This is a genomic window from Kitasatospora sp. NPDC048365 (assembly GCF_043200835.1).
GTDB classification, from domain to species: Bacteria; Actinomycetota; Actinomycetes; order Streptomycetales; family Streptomycetaceae; genus Kitasatospora; species Kitasatospora terrestris.
On sequence record NZ_JBICYJ010000014.1, the window covers coordinates 39636 to 57922 of the forward strand.

Here is an 18287-nt window from a genome sequence, read left to right on the forward strand (position 1 = left end):
GGGGCCTTCGTCACACTGCCCGGGCTCGGACGACGCTCAGTGGCTGCGGTACATCTCCGCGACCAGGAACGCCAGGTCCAGCGACTGGCTGCGGTTGAGCCGCGGGTCGCAGGCCGTCTCGTAGCGCTGGTGCAGGTCGTCGACCAGCACCTCGTCGCCACCGCCGACGCACTCGGTGACGTCGTCACCGGTCAGCTCGACGTGGATGCCGCCCGGGTGGGTGCCGAGCGCGTTGTGCACCTCGAAGAAGCCCTTGACCTCGTCGAGCACGTCGTCGAAGCTCCGGGTCTTGTGACCGCTGGAGGCCTCGTAGGTGTTGCCGTGCATCGGGTCGGAGATCCACACGACCTGGGCGCCGGAGGCGGTGACCTTCTCCACCAGGGTGGGCAGGTGGTCGCGGATCTTGCCCGCGCCCATCCGGGTGATGAAGGTGAGCCGGCCGGGCTCGCGCTCCGGGTCCAGGCGGTCGATCAGGGTGAGCGCCTCGTCGACCGTGGTGGTCGGGCCGAGCTTCACACCGATCGGGTTGCGGATCTTGGACGCGAACTCGATGTGCGCGTGGTCCAGCTGCCGGGTGCGCTCACCGATCCACACCATGTGGCCGGAGACGTCGTACAGGTCGCCGGTGCGCGAGTCGGTGCGGGTCAGCGCCGTCTCGTAGTCCAGGATCAGCGCCTCGTGCGAGGAGAAGAACTCGACCGTCTTGAACTCCTCCGGGGCCACCCCGCAGGCGTTCATGAAGGCCAGCGCCTGGTCGATCTCGCGGGCCAGCTGCTCGTAGCGCTGGCCGGCCGGCGAGTTGCGCACGAAGTCCTGGTTCCAGGCGTGCACCTGGCGCAGGTCGGCGTAGCCACCGGTGGTGAAGGCGCGGACCAGGTTGAGCGTCGCCGCGGAGGCGTTGTACATCCGCTTCAGGCGCTCCGGGTCCGGGATCCGGGACTCCGGGGTGAACTCGAAGCCGTTCACCGAGTCGCCGCGGTACACCGGGAGCGTCACGCCGTCCCGGGTCTCGGTCGACTTCGAGCGCGGCTTGGAGTACTGGCCGGCGATCCGGCCGACCTTCACGACCGGCACCGAGGCGGCGTACGTCAGCACGGCCGCCATCTGGAGCAGGGTCTTCAGCTTGTTGCGGATGTGGTCGGCCGAGACGGCGTCGAACGCCTCGGCGCAGTCGCCGCCCTGCAGCAGGAACGCCTCACCACGGGCCACGGCACCGAGCCGGGCGCGCAGCTGGTCGCACTCGCCGGCGAAGACGAGCGGCGGATACGAGGCGAGGTCCGCAAGGGTCTTGCGCAGAGCCTCTTGGTCCGGCCATTCAGGCTGCTGCGCCGCGGGCAGGGACTGCCAGGAGTGGTTTGTCACGGTCACAGGCCCAAGGCTACGGGGTGTGACAAGCGAATTGGCGCCGCCGCTCGGTGGGTGAGACGCGCCGTGGACATTCCGGTGATCGGCTTCACACCGTCGGGGGATCGGCTACGGTGGTCCCGTGAACGCGCCGCACACCTTCTCCTGGTGGTGGGCCGACCCCATGGGTGGCCCACAGCTCGCGCGTCCCTAGACGACACGACGGCCGCCCCTCGGGGCGGCCGTCGGCGTATCGAAAGCCGAAAGCCCTCCCGGGAAGTGTGGTCCAGCACCCGCCACATCCACTCCTGGAAGGAACGCAGCAGCCGTGACCAGCTCCGCCGACCTGCTCGCCCGCCTCACCGCACCCGGCGCCCCCGCCTTCGCCCTGCTGCACCGCCGCGCCCCGCGCCTGGCCCCCGACACCGTCGAGGTCCTGCTCGGCACCGTCGCCGTCCACGACTCGCTCGCCGACCTGCCGGTCCGGCACGGCGTCCCCGCCGACGGCCCCCGGCACGACCTGCTCGCCCTGGTCCCGTACGCGCAGATCCGCGAACGCGGCTTCGACGCCCACCAGGACGGCACCCCGCTGCAGGCCCTCGCCGTCGAGGAGCAGCACACCCTCCCCCTCGGCGAGCTGCTCGCGGCCCTGCCGGACACCCCGATCGAGCTGCGCGGCGGCACCTTCGACATCGACGACGAGGAGTACGCGGACATCGTCCGCCGGGTCATCCAGGACGAGATCGGCCGCGGCGAGGGCGCCAACTTCGTCATCCGGCGCGACTTCCGGGCCACCCTGGACGGCTTCTCCACCGCGACCGCGCTCTCGCTGTTCCGCCGGCTGCTGGAGCAGGAGCGCGGCGCGTACTGGACCTTCCTGGTGCACACCGGCGAGCGCGTGCTGGTCGGCGCCTCGCCCGAGGTCCACGTCCGCCAGTCCGGCGGCACCGTGGTGATGAACCCGATCTCCGGCACCTACCGCTACCCCGCCGGCGGCCCCACCGTGGAGTCGCTGCTCGACTTCCTGCACGACCCCAAGGAGCTCGAGGAGCTCACCATGGTGGTCGACGAGGAACTCAAGATGATGTGCACCGTCGGCGACCTCGGCGGGCAGGTGCTCGGCCCCCGGCTCAAGGAGATGTCGCACCTCGCCCACACCGAGTACGAGCTGCGCGGCCGCACCTCGCTCGACGTCCGCGACGTGCTCCGCGAGACCATGTTCGCCGCCACCGTCACCGGCAGCCCGGTCCAGAACGCCACCCGCGTCATCAAGCGGTACGAGTCCGCCGGGCGCGGCTACTACTCCGGCGCGCTCGCCCTGATCGGCCGCTCCGCCAGCGGCGGGCAGCAGCTCGACTCCCCCATCTGCATCCGCGCCGTCGACATCGCCCCCACCGACGGCTCACTGGTCGTCCGGGTCGGCGCCACCCTGGTACGCCACTCCGACCCGCACTCCGAGGTCGCCGAGACCCACGCCAAGGCCGCCGGCGTGCTCGCCGCGATCGGCGCCCGGCCCGCCGCCGCGCTCCGCCCCGGCCGCTCCGGCGACTCGGACGGCCCGCGGCTCGCCGACGACCACCGCGTCCAGGCCGCGCTCGACGCCCGCCGCGCGAACCTCGCCCCGTTCTGGCTCCGGATGCAGCAGCCGGTCCCGCACCGGGAAGGCCTCGACACCCTCGTCGTCGACGGCGAGGACACCTTCACCTCGATGCTCGCCCACCTGCTGACCTCACTCGGCCACCGGGTGTCCGTCCTGCGCTACGACACGCCGTCGCTCGCCGCCCTCGTCGCCGCCCACACCGGCCCGCTCGTCCTCGGCCCCGGCCCCGGCGACCCCGCCGACCCCGCCGACCCGAAGATGGCCGTCCTGCGCCCGATCGTCGCCGACGCCCTCGCCGCCGTCCGCTCCGGCCGGCGCACCGCCCCGCTCCTCGCCGTCTGCCTCAGCCACCAGCTGGTCTCCGCCCGGCTCGGCCTCCCGCTCTCCCGCAAGGCCGTCCCCTACCAGGGCGCCCAGGAGACCGTCGACCTCTTCGGCACCCGGCGCACCGTCGGCTTCTACAACACCTTCACCGCCAAGTGCGACGACACCGACGCCGCCCGCCTGGCCGCCGACGGCATCGAGGTCTCCCGCGACCCCCGCACCCACGACGTCCACGCCCTCCGCGGCCCGGGCTTCGCCACCCTCCAGTTCCACCCCGAGTCCGTCCTCACCCGCGACGGCGTCCACATCGTCGCCGACCTCCTCAAGACCCGCACCGCATCGGCCATCTGACACCATTTCCGAACTTCGGACCAATCCCGGCAACCGGGCCAATTCTCAGGAATTCCCCCGAACCCCCACGTCGAGAAAGCTCTGATAAACCTCAGCACGCAATGTGATCCCGACCACACGGGAACCCGATGTGATGTCCGGTTTGCACTCGGTGATGCCGCTTACGAACGACTACCGGCCGGTAGGGAGGAGGCCGCCGCCGTGACGGGACGTTGACGCCCCGTCACGGCGCCGCCAGGATCCACCCCGAACTTTTGAACTTCCTTTACGACTTCAAAGGGTGGGGACAGTGGTCGGCACAAGAAGGAGACGCTCCGTACGCGTCTGGTTGGTCGCCGCACTGGCCGCCTCCGCGGTCGTCGGGTCGACGGTGACGCCGTCGCTGACGACCCCGGCGGCGGCTGCGGCGGGTGCCAACGGGACGAAGGCGGCGGGCGCGGCCCAGGACTCGGACTCCCCCGAGAGCCTCGCGGTCAAGGAGGCCCGGCGAACCGGCAAGCCGGTCGACGTCGCGGTGATGCGCAGCGAGTCCAGCGACACCGTGGCGCAGCCGGACGGCAAGCTGGTCACGACGACGTACGTCCAGCCCAAGCGTGTCCGCAAGGGCGGCACGTGGATCGACATCGACCCGGCACTTCACACCCTGCCGAACGGCGCGGTGGCGCCCAAGGCAGCCACCGCCGATGTCGAGTTCTCGGGCGGCGGCAGCGCGCAGCCGCTGGTGAGGATCTCCAACGCCGGCAAGGAGCTGAAGCTCTCCTGGCCGAAGCCGCTGCCCAAGCCGGTGGTGGACGGCAGCACCGCCGAGTACCGGGGCATCCTCCCGGACGTCGACCTGAAGCTCACCGCGACCCGGACCGGCTTCAGCCAGGTCCTCGTGGTGCACTCGGCCGTCGCGGCGAAGAACCCGGAGCTCGACCAGCTCCGCCTCGGTCTGAAGAGCGACGACCTGTCGGTCCAGCAGGCCGCCGACGGCTCGCTCAAGGCCGTCGACAGGGGCGCCGGCGGCACTGTCTTCGAGGCCCCCGTCCCGGTCATGTGGGACTCCTCGACCCCCGCCACCGACCAGGCCGCCGCGGCTGCCGAGGCCGCGATCTCGGCCGGGGCGGCCAAGGGCGCCAAGAGTCCGAAGCCCGGCACCTCCGGCGCTGCCGCCGCGCAGGGCCGGTCCGCGACCGAGTCCTCTGCACCTGCGGAGTCCGCCGCGAACGGGCCGCTCGCGGGCCTGGTTCCGGGGGACGGCGCGAAGGTCGCCAAGCTCAAGGTCGAGCTGCCGAAGGACACCATGGTCCTGACGCCCGACCGGTCCATGCTGGACGACCCCGCCACGGTCTTCCCGGTCATGATCGACCCGGCCTGGAACACCCCCCACGCCAACGACTGGGCCGGCGTCTCGCGCTACTACGCCTCGCAGACGTACTGGCACTTCACCTACAACGCCAACGTCGTGCACGACTGGGGTGTCGGCTACTGCGGTGACACCAGCAAGTGCGCTCCCACGGACGTCAAGCGGGCGTTCTTCCAGCTGCCGAACAACTTCATCGGCAAGCAGATCATCACCGCCCAGTTCTCCACCTGGGAGAGCCACGCCTACACGTGCGGCGGCCGCGACGTCGAGCTGTGGAACACCGGCTACATCTCGCCGAACCTGACCTGGAACAGCCAGAACGCCGCCGGGTTCTGGAGCCGCAAGCTGCAGACCATCAGCTCGGACAAGGGCGGCAGCGGCTGCACCCCCGCCGGCTGGCTGGAGTTCGGCGACTCCGGCGTCCGCAACCTCGTCCAGGACGCCGCCAACTGGGGCTGGCCGACCATCAGCTTCGGCCTCAAGGCCCGGGACGAGACCGACCTCAATGCCTGGAAGCGCTTCACCGACGACGCCTACATGCAGGTCTACTACAACGTCCCGCCCCGCCAGATGCCGATGAGCGACATGACGATGTCGCCCGGCGGCCAGTGCCAGTACCCGGCGGTCGGGATCAACAAGATGCCGAGCATCACGACCCGCGCCACCGATCCGGACGGCGAGGCCGTCGGCGTCCAGTTCTCCGTGGGCTGGGACGCGGGCGACGGCGCCGGTGTCCAGCGGCGCTGGTGGTCGACCGGTGCCGACGGCAACGTGCCGGCCTCCAACACCTTCAAGGGTGACGGTTCGTACTTCTCCATGACCCTGCCCGACTCCTTCCCCCACGGCATCCCGCTCGCCTGGGACGCCCGTGCCTGGGACGGCGCCAGCTGGGGCCCGTGGAGCTCCGACGGCTCACCGACCGCCTGCTACTTCACCGTCGACACGTCGGCGCCCGACGGACCGGCGGTGACCTCCGCCGCGTACCCGATCTCCAAGACGCAGAGCGACACCATCCCGTGGGTCGACGGCGTCGGCAGGTACGGGACCTTCACGGTCGACTCGGCGGCCACCGACGTGACCGAGTACCAGTGGTCGCTGGACGACGCGCCTTACAAGCCCGTCACCACCAGCGGAGGCGCTCCGCAGAACATCCAGGTGCTCCCGGAGACCGAGGGCCTGCACACGCTCTCCGTCAAGTCGCTCGACGGCGCGCGCAACGCGTCGCAGCCCGAGGTGTACTACTTCAAGGTCCTCAAGGGTCAGCCGCAGCGGGCCGGCTGGTCCGCGGACGAGACCGGCGGCACCACGCTCGCCGGCACCGGCGGCACCTTCCCGGCCACCCTCGGCTCCACCACCACCGTCACCCCGACCGGCCACCTCGGCCAGGCGATCAGCCTGGACGGCAGCGCCAACGCCTACGCGGAGACCGCGGGCGCGGTCGTCGACACCACAGCGAGCTTCACCGTCTCCGCCTGGGTCAATCTGACCAGTTCGCAGTACAACGTGTCCGCGGTCAGCCAGGCCGGAAGCGTGATGTCGGCCTTCGACCTGGGTATGCGCAACGGCAAGTGGGGCTTCTCCCTCCTGACCAAGGACGCCAACCCCGGGTACAGCTACCAGGAAGCCATCTCGGCCGTGCCGGTGTCGCTCGGCCAGTGGACGCATCTTGTCGGCGTCTACGACGCGAATGCCAAGACCGCGACGCTGTACGTCAACGGGGCCTCGCCGGTCACCGCTTCGGCACCGTCCGCCTGGGGAGCCCGTGGGCCTCTCGAGCTCGGCAGGATGCGCTGGCGGGGCATCTTCACCGACAACTGGTCCGGCTCGCTCGACGAGGTCAAGGTCTGGGACCGGACGCTGTCGGCCGCCGAGGCCGGTGAGGTCGCCGCCGACCACGCGCTGACCACCGGCCGACCGGCGAAGGCCGTCTGGCACCTCGACGGCACCACCGCGACCGCCGGCACCGGCACCAGCGAGAGCGACAACCTGACCGTGGCCGGTGGCGCCGGCGTCGGCGCGGCGGGCATCCACGGCAAGGCCGTCCACTTCGACGGCGTGGATGACAACGCCCTCGGCACGCGTCCGCTGATCGACGGCACCCGGGACTTCTCGGTTGCGGCCTGGGTCCGGGTCGCCAAGCCCAGTGCGGGCGACACCATCGCCAAGGTCGCGGTGGTCCAGAACGGTCAGCACGTGAGCGAGTTCGCGCTCTACTACTCGGCTTATGCCAAGCGGTGGATGTTCAGCCGCTACCGGGAGGACACCTCCGTCGACACGCTGGTCCGCGCGAGCCAGGCCGACTGCGCCCCCGGTTCGACGGTGAACAACGCCCCGTGCTTCGCCGAGACCACCGACCAGTGGATGCATCTGGTCGGCGTGTCCGACTCCACGGCCAAGAAGATCCGCCTGTACATCAACGGGTACCCCGTCGGCGAGACCGACTACACCCAGATCAGCCCTTGGGCCAGTCCCGGCCCGATCCAGCTCGGTGCCATCACCCGCGAGGGCCAGAACAGCGAGTTCTTCAACGGCGACATCGACGACGTCCAGGTGTACGACCGGATCGTGACGGCCGCGGAGGCCCGCAAGATGGTCCAGCAGCGTCCGGTGGTGGCCGGGCGTTGGAAGCTCAACACCGCGACCGGCTCGGTCACTCCGGACGAGGGCCCGCTCCACAGCGGCGCGCAGCTCGGCGGCGCCGCGTCGATCCTCCCCGGCGGCGGTCTGCTCCCCACCACCGGCACCCTGAAGCTCGACGGCACCGCCGATTACGCGGCGGCACCGACCACCCCGCTGCACACCGGACAGAGCTTCACTGTGTCGAGCTGGGCAAGCACGGCCGGCACACCAACCCGCGACATGACCGTGCTGTCCCTGCCCGGGGCCAACAACAGTTCGGTGACGCTGCGCTGGCACTCGCTGAGCCCGTCGACCGGCGAGTGGCAGGCGGAGGTGCAGACCTCCGACGCCGCCGGATCGATCAGCACCAAGGTGGCCCACACACCGGGCGTCGCCATGGAGAACTGGACACACCTGGCGGTCACCTACGACGCCTTCTCCGACCGCTTGGTCCTGTACGTCAACGGCCAGCCGGAGAACGCGGTGTGCGCCGACGGCCAGGCGTCCTGCACCCCGCATGTGTCCTCGACGGGTGCCCCGCAGCCGTTCGAGGCGGCGGGCGGGCTCCAGCTCGGCCGCAACCGCAGCGCGGGCGCCTGGACCGAGTACTTCTCCGGTGAGCTGGACGACGTCTGGCTCTTCCAGGGGGTGCTCGGCACCGAGCAGATCGGCGACCTCGCCAACTACAACACCGAGGTGCAGACCTCCTTCCTCACCTGATTCCCCGGGGTGGGGGGGGGGGGGGGGGGGGGGGGGGGGGGGGGGGGCGCGCCCCCCCGGCCCCCCCCCCGGCGCCCCCGCCCGCCCCCCCCCCCCCCCCCCGCCCCCGCGGGGGGGGGCGCCGGCCCGCCCCCCCCCCCCCCCCCCCCACCCCGCGGTCGTCCACGCCTTCGAGCACGTCATCCCACGAATCCCAGAGGAGTTCCACGCGTGAACAGGCAACGGGCCGCCGCGCAGCGGACCCGAGGCAGAGTCTCCGCCCTGGTGGCGGCGGCTCTGATCGGGTCACTGCTGCCGACGCTGCCGCTGGCCGCCGTCGCGGCCGCCGACCAGTACACCCCACCGGGCTCGCCGTCCGCCGAGAAGCCGGTGAAGGTCTCGAACGCCAAGGCGAAGGCACGCAAGGCCGACACCACGGTCAGCTCGCCGGCTGCCAAGCAGACCGCGTGGCCCGGTGCGGGCAGCGCCGTCGTCGGTCTGCCGAGCGCCGGTGGCAAGGCCGCGAAGGCGGGCAAGCTCCCGGTCACCCTCGAACCCGCCACCGGACCGGCCGCGAAGTCCCAGGCCCAGCAGGCTCCGGCCGCCGGGGCCTCCCGGGACGCCAAGGTGGAGGTGCTGGGCCAGGACCTCGCCCGCAAGGCGGGTCTCACCGGGGTCCTGCTGAGCGTCACCGCCCCGCAGGGTTCAACCGGCGGCGAGACCCGGGTCAGCGTCGACTACAGCGGCTTCGCCCAGGCCGCGGGCTCCGGGTTCGGTGCCCGCCTGCACCTGGTCCAGCTGCCGGCCTGTGTGCTGACCACGCCCGAGAAGGCCGAGTGCCGCACCCAGACGCCGCTGGCGGGCTCCAACGACCCCGAGAAGCAGACGGTTTCGGCCGATGCGGTCACCGTGGCCGGCGATCCCGCCGCCGCGGCCCCGGCCGGTGCGACCCGGATCCAGGCCGTCGCCGCGCCGACCGTCCTGGCGGCGACCGCCGGCACCGCCGGTCCGAGCGGCGACTACAAGGCTTCGCCGCTGTCCTCGGCGTCCTCGTGGTCGACCTCGCTGAACAGCGGTTCGTTCAGCTGGTCGTACGACATGCCGCTGACCGGGATGCCCGGCGGCCTGACCCCGAAGGTCGGGCTGAGCTACAACTCCGCCGGCATCGACGGCCGGACCGCCAGCAGCAACAACCAGGCGGCCTGGACGGGTGACGGCTTCGACCTCTCCCCCGGGTTCGTCGAGCGCAGCTACAAGCCGTGCGCCGACGACGGCGCGCCGAAGACCAACGGGGTCAGCCCCGGCGACCTCTGCTGGGCCACCGACAACGCGACCATCAGCTTCGCCGGGCACTCCGGTGAGCTGATCTCCGTCGGCGCCGACGAGTGGCGGATCAAGGGCGACGACAACACGAAGATCACCCGCGTCCGCGACGCCGCCCGCGGCAACGGCGACAACGACGGCGAGTACTTCGTCGCCACCACGCCGGACGGCACCCGCTACCACTTCGGCTACAACCGCCTGCCCAACTGGGCCTCCGGGAAGCCGACCACCAACTCGGTGTACACCGTGCCGGTGTACGGCAACACCGCGGGCGAGCCGTGCAACGGCGCGGACTTCGCCTCGTCCTGGTGCCAGCAGGGCTGGCGGTGGAACCTCGACCTGGTCACCGACACCCACGGCAACGACATCACGTACTGGTACACCCAGGAGACCAACAACTACGGCCGCAACCTCAAGCCCACCGACCGCACCCCGTACGTGCGCGGCGGCCGGCTGGAGCACATCGAGTACGGCCAACAGCAGTCCGACGTCTACTCGGCGACCGTGAAGCCCATGGGCCGGGTGGAGTTCGGCACCGCGGAGCGCTGCCTGGAGACCACGGCGGGCCTGTGCGACCCGGCGAACATCGACGCCAACCGCCAGTACTGGTACGACACCCCGTGGGACCAGAACTGCAACAACGGCACCGACTGCACGCAGTCCGCGCCGGCCTTCTTCACCCGCACCCGCCTCACCCAGGTGGTCGCCAAGACCCTCAAGGCCGACGGCACGTACGCCGCCGTCGACACCTGGGACCTGAAGCACAAGTGGGGCACCGCGGACTACGACTACCAGCTGCTGCTGGACTCCGTTCAGCACACCGGCTCGTCCGCCAGCCCGTCGGTCGCGCTGCCGAAGACCACCTTCGCGTACAAGCAGATGGTCAACCGGCTCGACACCATCGGTGACGGCCGCGCCCCGTTCGTCAAGCAGCGCCTGGGCACCATCACCGACGAGCTCGGCGGCCAGCTCGACGTCAACTACTCGGCCGCCGTCTGCGACTCGGCGCACCTGCCCACCCCGCAGACCAACACCACCCGCTGCTTCCCGCAGATGTACCAGGCCTCCGACACCTCGCCGATGACCACCGAGTGGTTCAACAAGTACGTCGTCGAGGCCGTGATCGCCACCGACCGGACCGGCCACGCGCCCGACATGGTCACCCACTACACCTACCTCGACGACGCCGCCTGGCACTTCGACGACGAGGACGGGCTGACCAAGGAGAAGTTCAAGACCTGGTCGCAGTGGCGCGGCTACGCGCACGTCCGGGTCGAGACCGGCGGCGCCTCCGCCATGTCCACCCAGGCCGACCACTACTACCTGCGCGGCATGGACGGCGACCGCAACAACCCCGCCGACAAGACCAGCAAGCGCAGCGTCACCGTCAACGATGGCCACGGCACCGTCCTCACCGACGACCAGGCGTGGGCCGGCTTCGAGTACCGCACCGAGCAGTACGACAAGCCCGGCGGCGTGATCCTCGGCAAGACGGTCAGCACCCCGTGGAAGAAGCAGACCGCCACCCGCACCAACGACTGGGGCACCACCACCGCCAACCTCACCGGCACGACGGTCAGCCGCTCCTTCACCTCGCTCGACAAGGGCGCCGGCACCTCCTGGCGCGAGACCCGCACCAACACCTCCTTCGACGCCAACGGCCGCGCGAGCCAGGTCGAGGACCTCGGCGACGTCGCCGTCGGCACCGACAACAAGTGCACCCGCACCACGCACGCCGACAACACCACGGCGTGGATCCTCACCGGCATCATCCGGACCGAGACCGTCGCCGCCGACTGCGCTACCAACGTCAGCCGCATCACCCAGGCCGACGGCACCTCCGCCGTCCTGTCCGACGTGCGCACCCGCTACGACGGACAGGCGTACGGCGCCGCCCCCACCAAGGGCGACGCCACCCTCACCGAGACCCTCAAGTCGCAGACCGGTACCAACGCGACCTACCTGGACAACTCGGCGACCTACGACCTGTACGGCCGTCCGCTGACCGGCACGGCCCTGGTCTCCACCACGGTGTTCGACACCACCGGCGGGACCGGCCCGGTCACCACCGCGTCCACCGACGCCCGCACCACCACCACGGCCTACACCCCGGCCACCGGCCGCCCGACCTCCTCGACGGTCACCACGCCGCCCGCCAAGGTGGGCGACTCGACCACCGCGCAGACCACCACGTCCGAGTACGACCTGGCACGCGGTCTGACCACGGGCTCCGTCGACGCCAACGGACGACGCACCGACCTCACCTACGACGCCCTCGGGCGCTCGCTCCAGGTCTGGCTGCCCAACCGGTCCAAGTCGAGCGACCCGACACCGAACCACGAGTTCGCGTACGCGATCGCGGACGGGGTCGTCACCGCCGTCACCGCCAAGACCCTCAACGCCGACGGCTCCCAGCAGGCCGGCTACACCCTGTACGACGGGTTCGGCCGCGTCCGGCAGACCCAGGCGACCGGCGTCAGCGGCGGCCGGATCATCACCGACACCTTCTACGACGAGCGCGGCCAGGCCGCCCTCGCCTACGCCCCGTACTACGCCAACGGCGCACCCTCGGGCACTCTCTCCAAGGTCGAGGACGCCACCAACCTGGAGACCCAGACCGCCACCACCTACGACGGCCTCGGCCGCGTGGTGAAGTCGACGACCCTCTCCGGCAACGGCGTCGGACAGCCGCTGTACAGCACCCTCACGGACTACGCCGGCGACCGCACCACGGTCACCCCGCCGACCGGTGGCACACCCACCACCACCCTCACCGACGCCGCCGGGCACACCACCGAGCTGCGCCAGTACAAGTCCGCCACCCCGACCGGGGCCTACGACGCCACCACTTACGGCTACGACCCGGCCGGTCACCTCAACAAGCTGACCGACCCGTCCGGCACCGTGTGGACGTGGCTCTACAACCAGCTCGGCCAGCAGACCAAGGCCGTCGACCCCGACAGCGGCACCGCGACCAAGGCGTACAACAACCGCGGCGAGCTGAGCACCGCAACCGACGGCCGCGGCAAGACCGTCGCCACCGTCTACGACAACCTCGGCCGCCTGACCGAGACCCACGAGACCTCGGCCACCGGCCCGCTGCTCACCTCACAGACCTGGGACCCGTCGGGCCGCAAGGGCCAGCTCTCCACCACCTCGCGGTTCAGTACTGTCGGCGCGACCACCTACGAGTACAAGACCACCTACTCCTTCTTCGACGCTCTGGACCGGCCGACCCGGACCACCGTCACCGTCCCGTCCGTCCCCGGTCAGGAGGCGCTCGCCGGCAGCTACATCAGCGGCACCACCTACCGCCTCGACGGCCTTCCGAACAACGCGTCGTACCCCGCGGCCGGAAACCTCATCGGCGAGTCCATCACCTTCACCTACGACTCGCTCCGTCGGCTCGCCGCAGAAGGCGGCAGCCTCGGCACCTACCTGACCGGCCAGAGCTACAGCCTCACCGGCAAGCCGATCCAGTCAACGCTGAGCAACGGCACCGCCAACAAGGAAACGTACGTCACCCTCGGCTACGAGTGGGGCACCCAGCGACTGGCCTCCAGCCGCACCGACCAGTACGGCATCACCGGCGCGGCCCGCGCCACCGCCTACACCTACGACCAGGCAGGCAACGTCACCTCGGTCACCGACACCTCACGCACCGGCACCGACCGGCAGTGCTTCCAGTACGACTACCTGGCCCGCCTCACCGAGGCGTACACCCCGACCGCGAGCACCTGCCCGGCCACGCCGACCGGCGCCACCCTCGGCGGCCCGGCCCCGTACTGGACCAGCTGGACCTACAACACCAACGGCACCCGGGCCACCGAAACCCGCCACGACCCGGCGGGCAACACCGCCCAGAACGCCACCACCACCTACACCTACCCGGCCGCCACGGCCGCCCAGCCCCACACCCTGAGCAGCACCAGCACCGTCACCGGCGGCACCGGCGCCCCCGTCGTCCAGAGCTACAAGTACGACACCGCCGGCAACACCACCGAGCGCCACCTCAAGCCCAGCGGCACCCAGACCAACGACCAGCTCCTGACCTGGGACAACGAGAACCGCCTCGCCAAGGTCGCCGACACCGTCAAGAACGGCTCGACCACGACCACCAGGACCACCGACTACCTCTACGACGCCTCGGGCAACCGCCTGATCGGCCACACCCTCGACACCGCCACCCCGGCGGCCGAGAACTGGACGCTCTACCTCGGCACCACGGAGCTCAACCTCGTCAAGGGCGCAGCCAAGCCGACTGCCACCCGCTACTATCCGCTGGGTGCCGCCGCAACCGCCGTCCGCACCGACGACAACAAGGTCATCTTCCAGGTCAACGACCACCACGGCACCGCCGAACTCAACATCGACGCCACCACGGGCACCCTCAACCAGCGCCGCACCACCCCGTTCGGCGACACCCGCGGCACCGCCCCGACCACCTGGGCCGGCACCCACGGCTTCCTCGGCGGCGTCACCGAGACCACCGGCCTCACCCACCTCGGAGCCCGCGACTACGACCGCTCCACCGGCCGCTTCATCTCCGCCGACCCCCTCCTCGTCACCGCCGACCCCCAGTCGCTGGCGGCCTACACCTACAGCAACAACAACCCCCTCACCGGCTCCGACCCGACGGGCCTCATGTACGAGCCCGACCGCTACGGCGAGACCAGCGAGACGCCGTGTGCCAAGAACTGCCAGGGCAGCGACCCGGGACGCTCCGGTTCTACCTGGCAGGGCCCACCGACCAACTCGGAGCCGGACAACGGACCTCAGTGCCCGCCCGCTTGCAGCCCCGGAAACGGGATGCATGGACCAACGACCCCGAAGGGGAAGCTCGGCTCGACCCGCTGCACCCCTGAACCGTGCATCTATGGATTCTGGGGGGAGACGTACGAAAACCTCTCCGGCGTTGAGGTCGTCAAGCTGTGCTTGGCCATGATGGACCCGACGTGCTCACCTCTCGGAATTCGCGAAGATACCTATGGCGAGGATCCATACCTGGACTATTCGGTGGGTGCAACACTAGTGGCAGAGGCAGTCCCCGGAACCGGATACACCACCATGGCGAGCGACAAGGTCGAAACGGCCATCGCACAAAAGGTATCAGCCAACATGGGAATAAAGATCTCACTTTCCGAAAAGGTGGACTGGAACGGCGGCGCGCAATACGAGTACGGGAAAACCGAAACTCGCGGATCAGCCAACCAGGTCAACGGCGCAATGGCGCCCATCCCGGCCGAACGGGCTGGACAGATGTTGATAGGGGTGCCCAAGGTCCGGAAGATCACCACCACGCAGACATTGACCTTCACAAGCTTCCAGGTCATAAACAAGTCGACACGCATCATGTACCAGGGGCTTGCACCACGGTGGTACAGGGACAGCGAAGTCCCGGCCGGGATGTTCACTTATGTGCTCAGCCTGCCAACGGAGAGGTGACCCACTTGAGCACAAATCCCAGTGGCCGGTGGCGGGCTCTCAGGGCGACAGTCATTTCAGGCTCAATCCTCATTTCTTCCGCCATCTCAGGGTGCACACAGAACCCCACTCAAAACGCAAGCCGTCCACGCCCGGAGAGCTCCTCGCCATCGTTCAACCAGGCCTTCAACGCACAGATCAAGAAAGACGATGAGATACTCCTGAAGTTCCCTCCATCATCTCCGATCGAGGTAATCTCATCAGCCGGTGACATCTGGCACTTCGGCTGGTTCACAAAGGATTCTTACTACTGCGCCGGATGGGTGACCGAGGACGCCCATCAGATCGGCTGCGCCGAACGAGGATACCGATCAGGCGATGGAAAAACGTCGATAGTCTACGGCGCAATTTTTTCTGCCGTCGGATGGGGATATGCCGGATACGGGTACATTCGCGATGGGGCGGTCGACGTAAAGCTGTCCGGCACTACCGGGGTTCGGATCCTGCTCGCCCCGGAAACCTCAGCCGACGGCCAGAAGGGACGGTTCTTCGTTCTGCTGACATCGCGTGAATCATCCATCAACGGCGGCCGGCTGGACGTCCTCGACGGCAACAACGTCCGCACGGACGAGGTTGCCTTGTGGGAGCCAGGCCCAAAGCTCGGCGAGCCAGTGAAGTCCTGATGAGGGATTAAACAGCACAGAAATCTGTAGGCGGCGGGACTTCGCTCCGGGAACTCGAGTTCTTCGAACATCGAGCATCCTGTAGCAGAGTCCCGCCGCCTCCCGCATTTCCTGGGCGATCCGCCCGGAAGAGTTTCGAGGAGGAAGACCTCGCCGCGATGGAGAAGCGCATCGCTGCCACCGCACCGGCACCCTGGTTTCCTTGGATGGAAACCCGCCACGCTACTGGCGGTGAGAGCTTGAGATTCCGTTGCTCGCCGACGGCGAGTTTGCCTTCGGAAGCGCCGGCACAGGTGAACTCCTCTCTCGCAACCACAGGAGCACCCGCCTACTCCGCCCAGGACACGCCCGACCATCTCCGGTGGCAGCCACCAAAGCACCACGCCGTACTCGGATGAATCGGCAGTGTTGTGGGGGTCGCGAATCGGGGCACAGTGCCGCCCAGCATGAATGCGAGGAGACCAAGGCGGAGATCCCGTGAACCACTCGCAGTGGAAGCCCCTCCGGACCGGACGTCTGCTTGGGGAGGAAGGCGAGGAGTCGCTGGCGTTTCTGGAGGCCGGGTACGCGTTCGCATCGGCCAAAGCGGTCTACGACCGGCGCACCGAGCTGGGTCTCTCGCAGGCCGAGCTGACGCGGTGCGCAGGCATGGCCCAGCCGCAGATCTCCGACATCGAAGGCGCAGCTCGAACGCCTGTGGGTTGAACGCCTGCCACCTGCAACCCCGCCGGCTTCACCGGTGTCAGGAGAGGTCGTCGTCGAGGCCCTGTTCGATGGCGTAGCGGACGAGTTCGACGCGGTTGTGGAGCTGGAGCTTGCCGAGGGTGTTCTGGACGTGGTTCTGCACGGTGCGGTGCGAGAGGACCAGGCGGTCGGCGATCTGGCGGTAGGAGAGGCCCTTGGCGACGAGGCGGAGGACTTCGGTCTCGCGGGGGGTGAGCTGGGGGGCGGCGCCGGTGGCCGCGGCGGGGGGTTCGGTGGCGAGGCGGCGGAACTCGCCGAGGACCAGGCCGGCCAGGCCGGGGGTGAAGACGGGGTCGCCGACGGCGGTGCGGCGGACGGCGTCGATGAGTTCGTCGCGGCCGGCGGACTTGACCAGGTAGCCGGTGGCGCCGGACTTGACGGCTTCGAGGACGTCGGCGTGTTCGCCGCTCGCGGAGAGGACGAGGACCCGGACGGTCGGGTCGGCGGTGACGATCTGGCGGCAGACCTCGACGCCGGGCAGCGCGGGCAGGTTGAGGTCGAGCACGACGACCTGCGGCGAGGAGGCGCGGGCGCGGCGGACGGCTTCTTCGCCGTCCCCCGCGGTGGCGACGATCGCGAAGCCGGCTTCGCCGAGGTCGCGGGAGACGCCGTCGCGCCACATCGGGTGGTCGTCGACGACCATGACCCGGACCTGCGCAGCGTGATCGGTCATCAGGTGGAGCTCCTCGGTATGCGCAGTTCGACCTCGACGCCTTCGCCGGGCACCGAGTACAGCTCGGCGGTGCCGCCGAGGTCCAGCAGGCGGCCGCGGATGGACTGGGAGACGCCGAGGCGGCCGGCGGCTTCGGCTTCGCCGAGGCGACCGGCGGGGAAGCCGGGGCCGTCGTCGCGGACGGAGACGGTGACGGCGTCGGGCTCGTCCTCGATCAGGATCCAGGCGCGGGCCTCGGCCCCGGCGTGCTTGCGGACGTTGTCGACGGCGGCGCCGACGGCGGCGGCGAGTTCGCCGGCGACCTGGCCGGGCAGCAGGACGGGCGTGCCGGGGGCGGAGACGGTGATCCGCTCGCTCTCGTGCCGGGCGATGAGCCGGCGCAGGTCCTGGGCGGCGGCCGGGTCGGTGCCCGAAGAAGCGGGGTCGCCGGGCAGCGGGCCGCCGGCCATCAGGGCGCGCAGGGCGCGTTCCTGTTCGCCGGCCAGGCGGCCGAGTTCGCGGGCGTCGCCCTCCTGACGCTGGACCAGGGCGAGGACCTGGAGCACGCCGTCGTGGATGTCGCGGGAGAGCCGTTCGCGTTCGCGGGTGGCGGCTTCGACCTGGAGGGCGCGGGTGAGCACGGCCTCGCTGGCGCGGGCGAGTTCGATGACGTATCCGATGGCGCAGCCGGCGACCATCAGCAGCACGATGTTGTGGATGTTGTCGGGCGAGATGCCGCCGTGGCCGAGGATGTTGGCGGCGCCGATCACGGTCGCGGCGAACGCGGCGGGCTTCCAGCCGCCCTTGCCGGCGAAGCCGAGGACGGTGCCGGCCGCCCAGATGGTCGGCAGGGTCGGGGCGCCGGCGTGGACGCGGGCCGGGTGGTCGATGATGCCGCTCATCACGATGCCGAAGACCGCGAAGGTCAGGTCGGTGCCGAGGACGGGCCAGGTGCAGCGCTCCGGCCCGGCGAAGGCCCGGGTGGTGGCGAGCGTCCAGATGACCAGGGCGCCGAAGTAGATCCAGCCGGAGACCGGGTGGTCGAACTCGTGGAAGGAGTTCAGGTAGCGGAGCAGCGCGTAGGCGAGGGCGAGCACCCGGAAGTACGAGATGGCCCGCCAGAGCGGCAGTTCGACGGACATCCCGCCGCCCGCGAGCGAACCGAGGGCGCCGAGC

General features: G+C 70.1%; 8 protein-coding genes. 5 read left to right on the forward strand and 3 right to left on the reverse strand.

Going from position 1 to position 18287, the window contains the following annotated elements:
• Positions 1-36 precede the first annotated feature (36 nt).
• A complete protein-coding gene (locus ACGFX4_RS16635) occupies positions 37-1368 on the reverse strand; it encodes a class II 3-deoxy-7-phosphoheptulonate synthase (protein WP_393074207.1) in 1332 nt (443 codons plus the stop codon).
• A 304-nt stretch (positions 1369-1672) separates the two neighbouring features.
• Here ACGFX4_RS16635 and ACGFX4_RS16640 point away from each other — a divergent pair, with 304 nt between their 5' ends.
• The 5 genes from ACGFX4_RS16640 to ACGFX4_RS16660 all read left to right on the forward strand — a co-directional run bounded on the left by ACGFX4_RS16640 (position 1673) and on the right by ACGFX4_RS16660 (position 16420).
• Complete coding sequence (locus ACGFX4_RS16640; protein WP_393074210.1) at positions 1673-3619, forward strand: anthranilate synthase family protein; 1947 nt, start codon at positions 1673-1675, stop codon at positions 3617-3619.
• Positions 3620-3947: 328 nt separating this feature from the next.
• On the forward strand, positions 3948-8306 hold the full coding sequence (locus tag ACGFX4_RS16645; RefSeq protein WP_393074213.1) for a LamG-like jellyroll fold domain-containing protein: 4359 nt from the start codon (positions 3948-3950) through the stop codon (positions 8304-8306).
• Positions 8307-8516: 210 nt separating this feature from the next.
• Positions 8517-15053, forward strand: coding sequence for an RHS repeat domain-containing protein (locus ACGFX4_RS16650; protein ID WP_393074216.1), 6537 nt, complete (start codon positions 8517-8519; stop codon positions 15051-15053).
• Positions 15054-15058: 5 nt separating this feature from the next.
• Entirely contained in the window at positions 15059-15715 is a 657-nt protein-coding gene (locus ACGFX4_RS16655; RefSeq protein ID WP_393074219.1) for a hypothetical protein, read from the forward strand.
• Between the two features lie 477 nt (positions 15716-16192).
• Positions 16193-16420: a helix-turn-helix domain-containing protein gene (locus tag ACGFX4_RS16660; RefSeq protein ID WP_393074222.1), complete on the forward strand. Its 228-nt coding sequence runs from the start codon at positions 16193-16195 to the stop codon at positions 16418-16420.
• A 37-nt stretch (positions 16421-16457) separates the two neighbouring features.
• Here the strand turns inward: ACGFX4_RS16660 and ACGFX4_RS16665 are convergent, their stop codons facing one another.
• Together ACGFX4_RS16665 and macS are read right to left on the reverse strand one after the other, a co-directional pair.
• On the reverse strand, positions 16458-17132 hold the full coding sequence (locus ACGFX4_RS16665; protein WP_393074225.1) for a response regulator: 675 nt from the start codon (positions 17130-17132) through the stop codon (positions 16458-16460).
• Positions 17132-18253, reverse strand: a complete 1122-nt coding sequence (gene macS / locus ACGFX4_RS16670; protein WP_393074490.1) for a MacS family sensor histidine kinase — start codon at positions 18251-18253, stop codon at positions 17132-17134. Before macS ends, ACGFX4_RS16665 begins: the two co-directional genes overlap by 1 nt.
• Between the last annotated feature and the right edge of the window lie 34 nt (positions 18254-18287).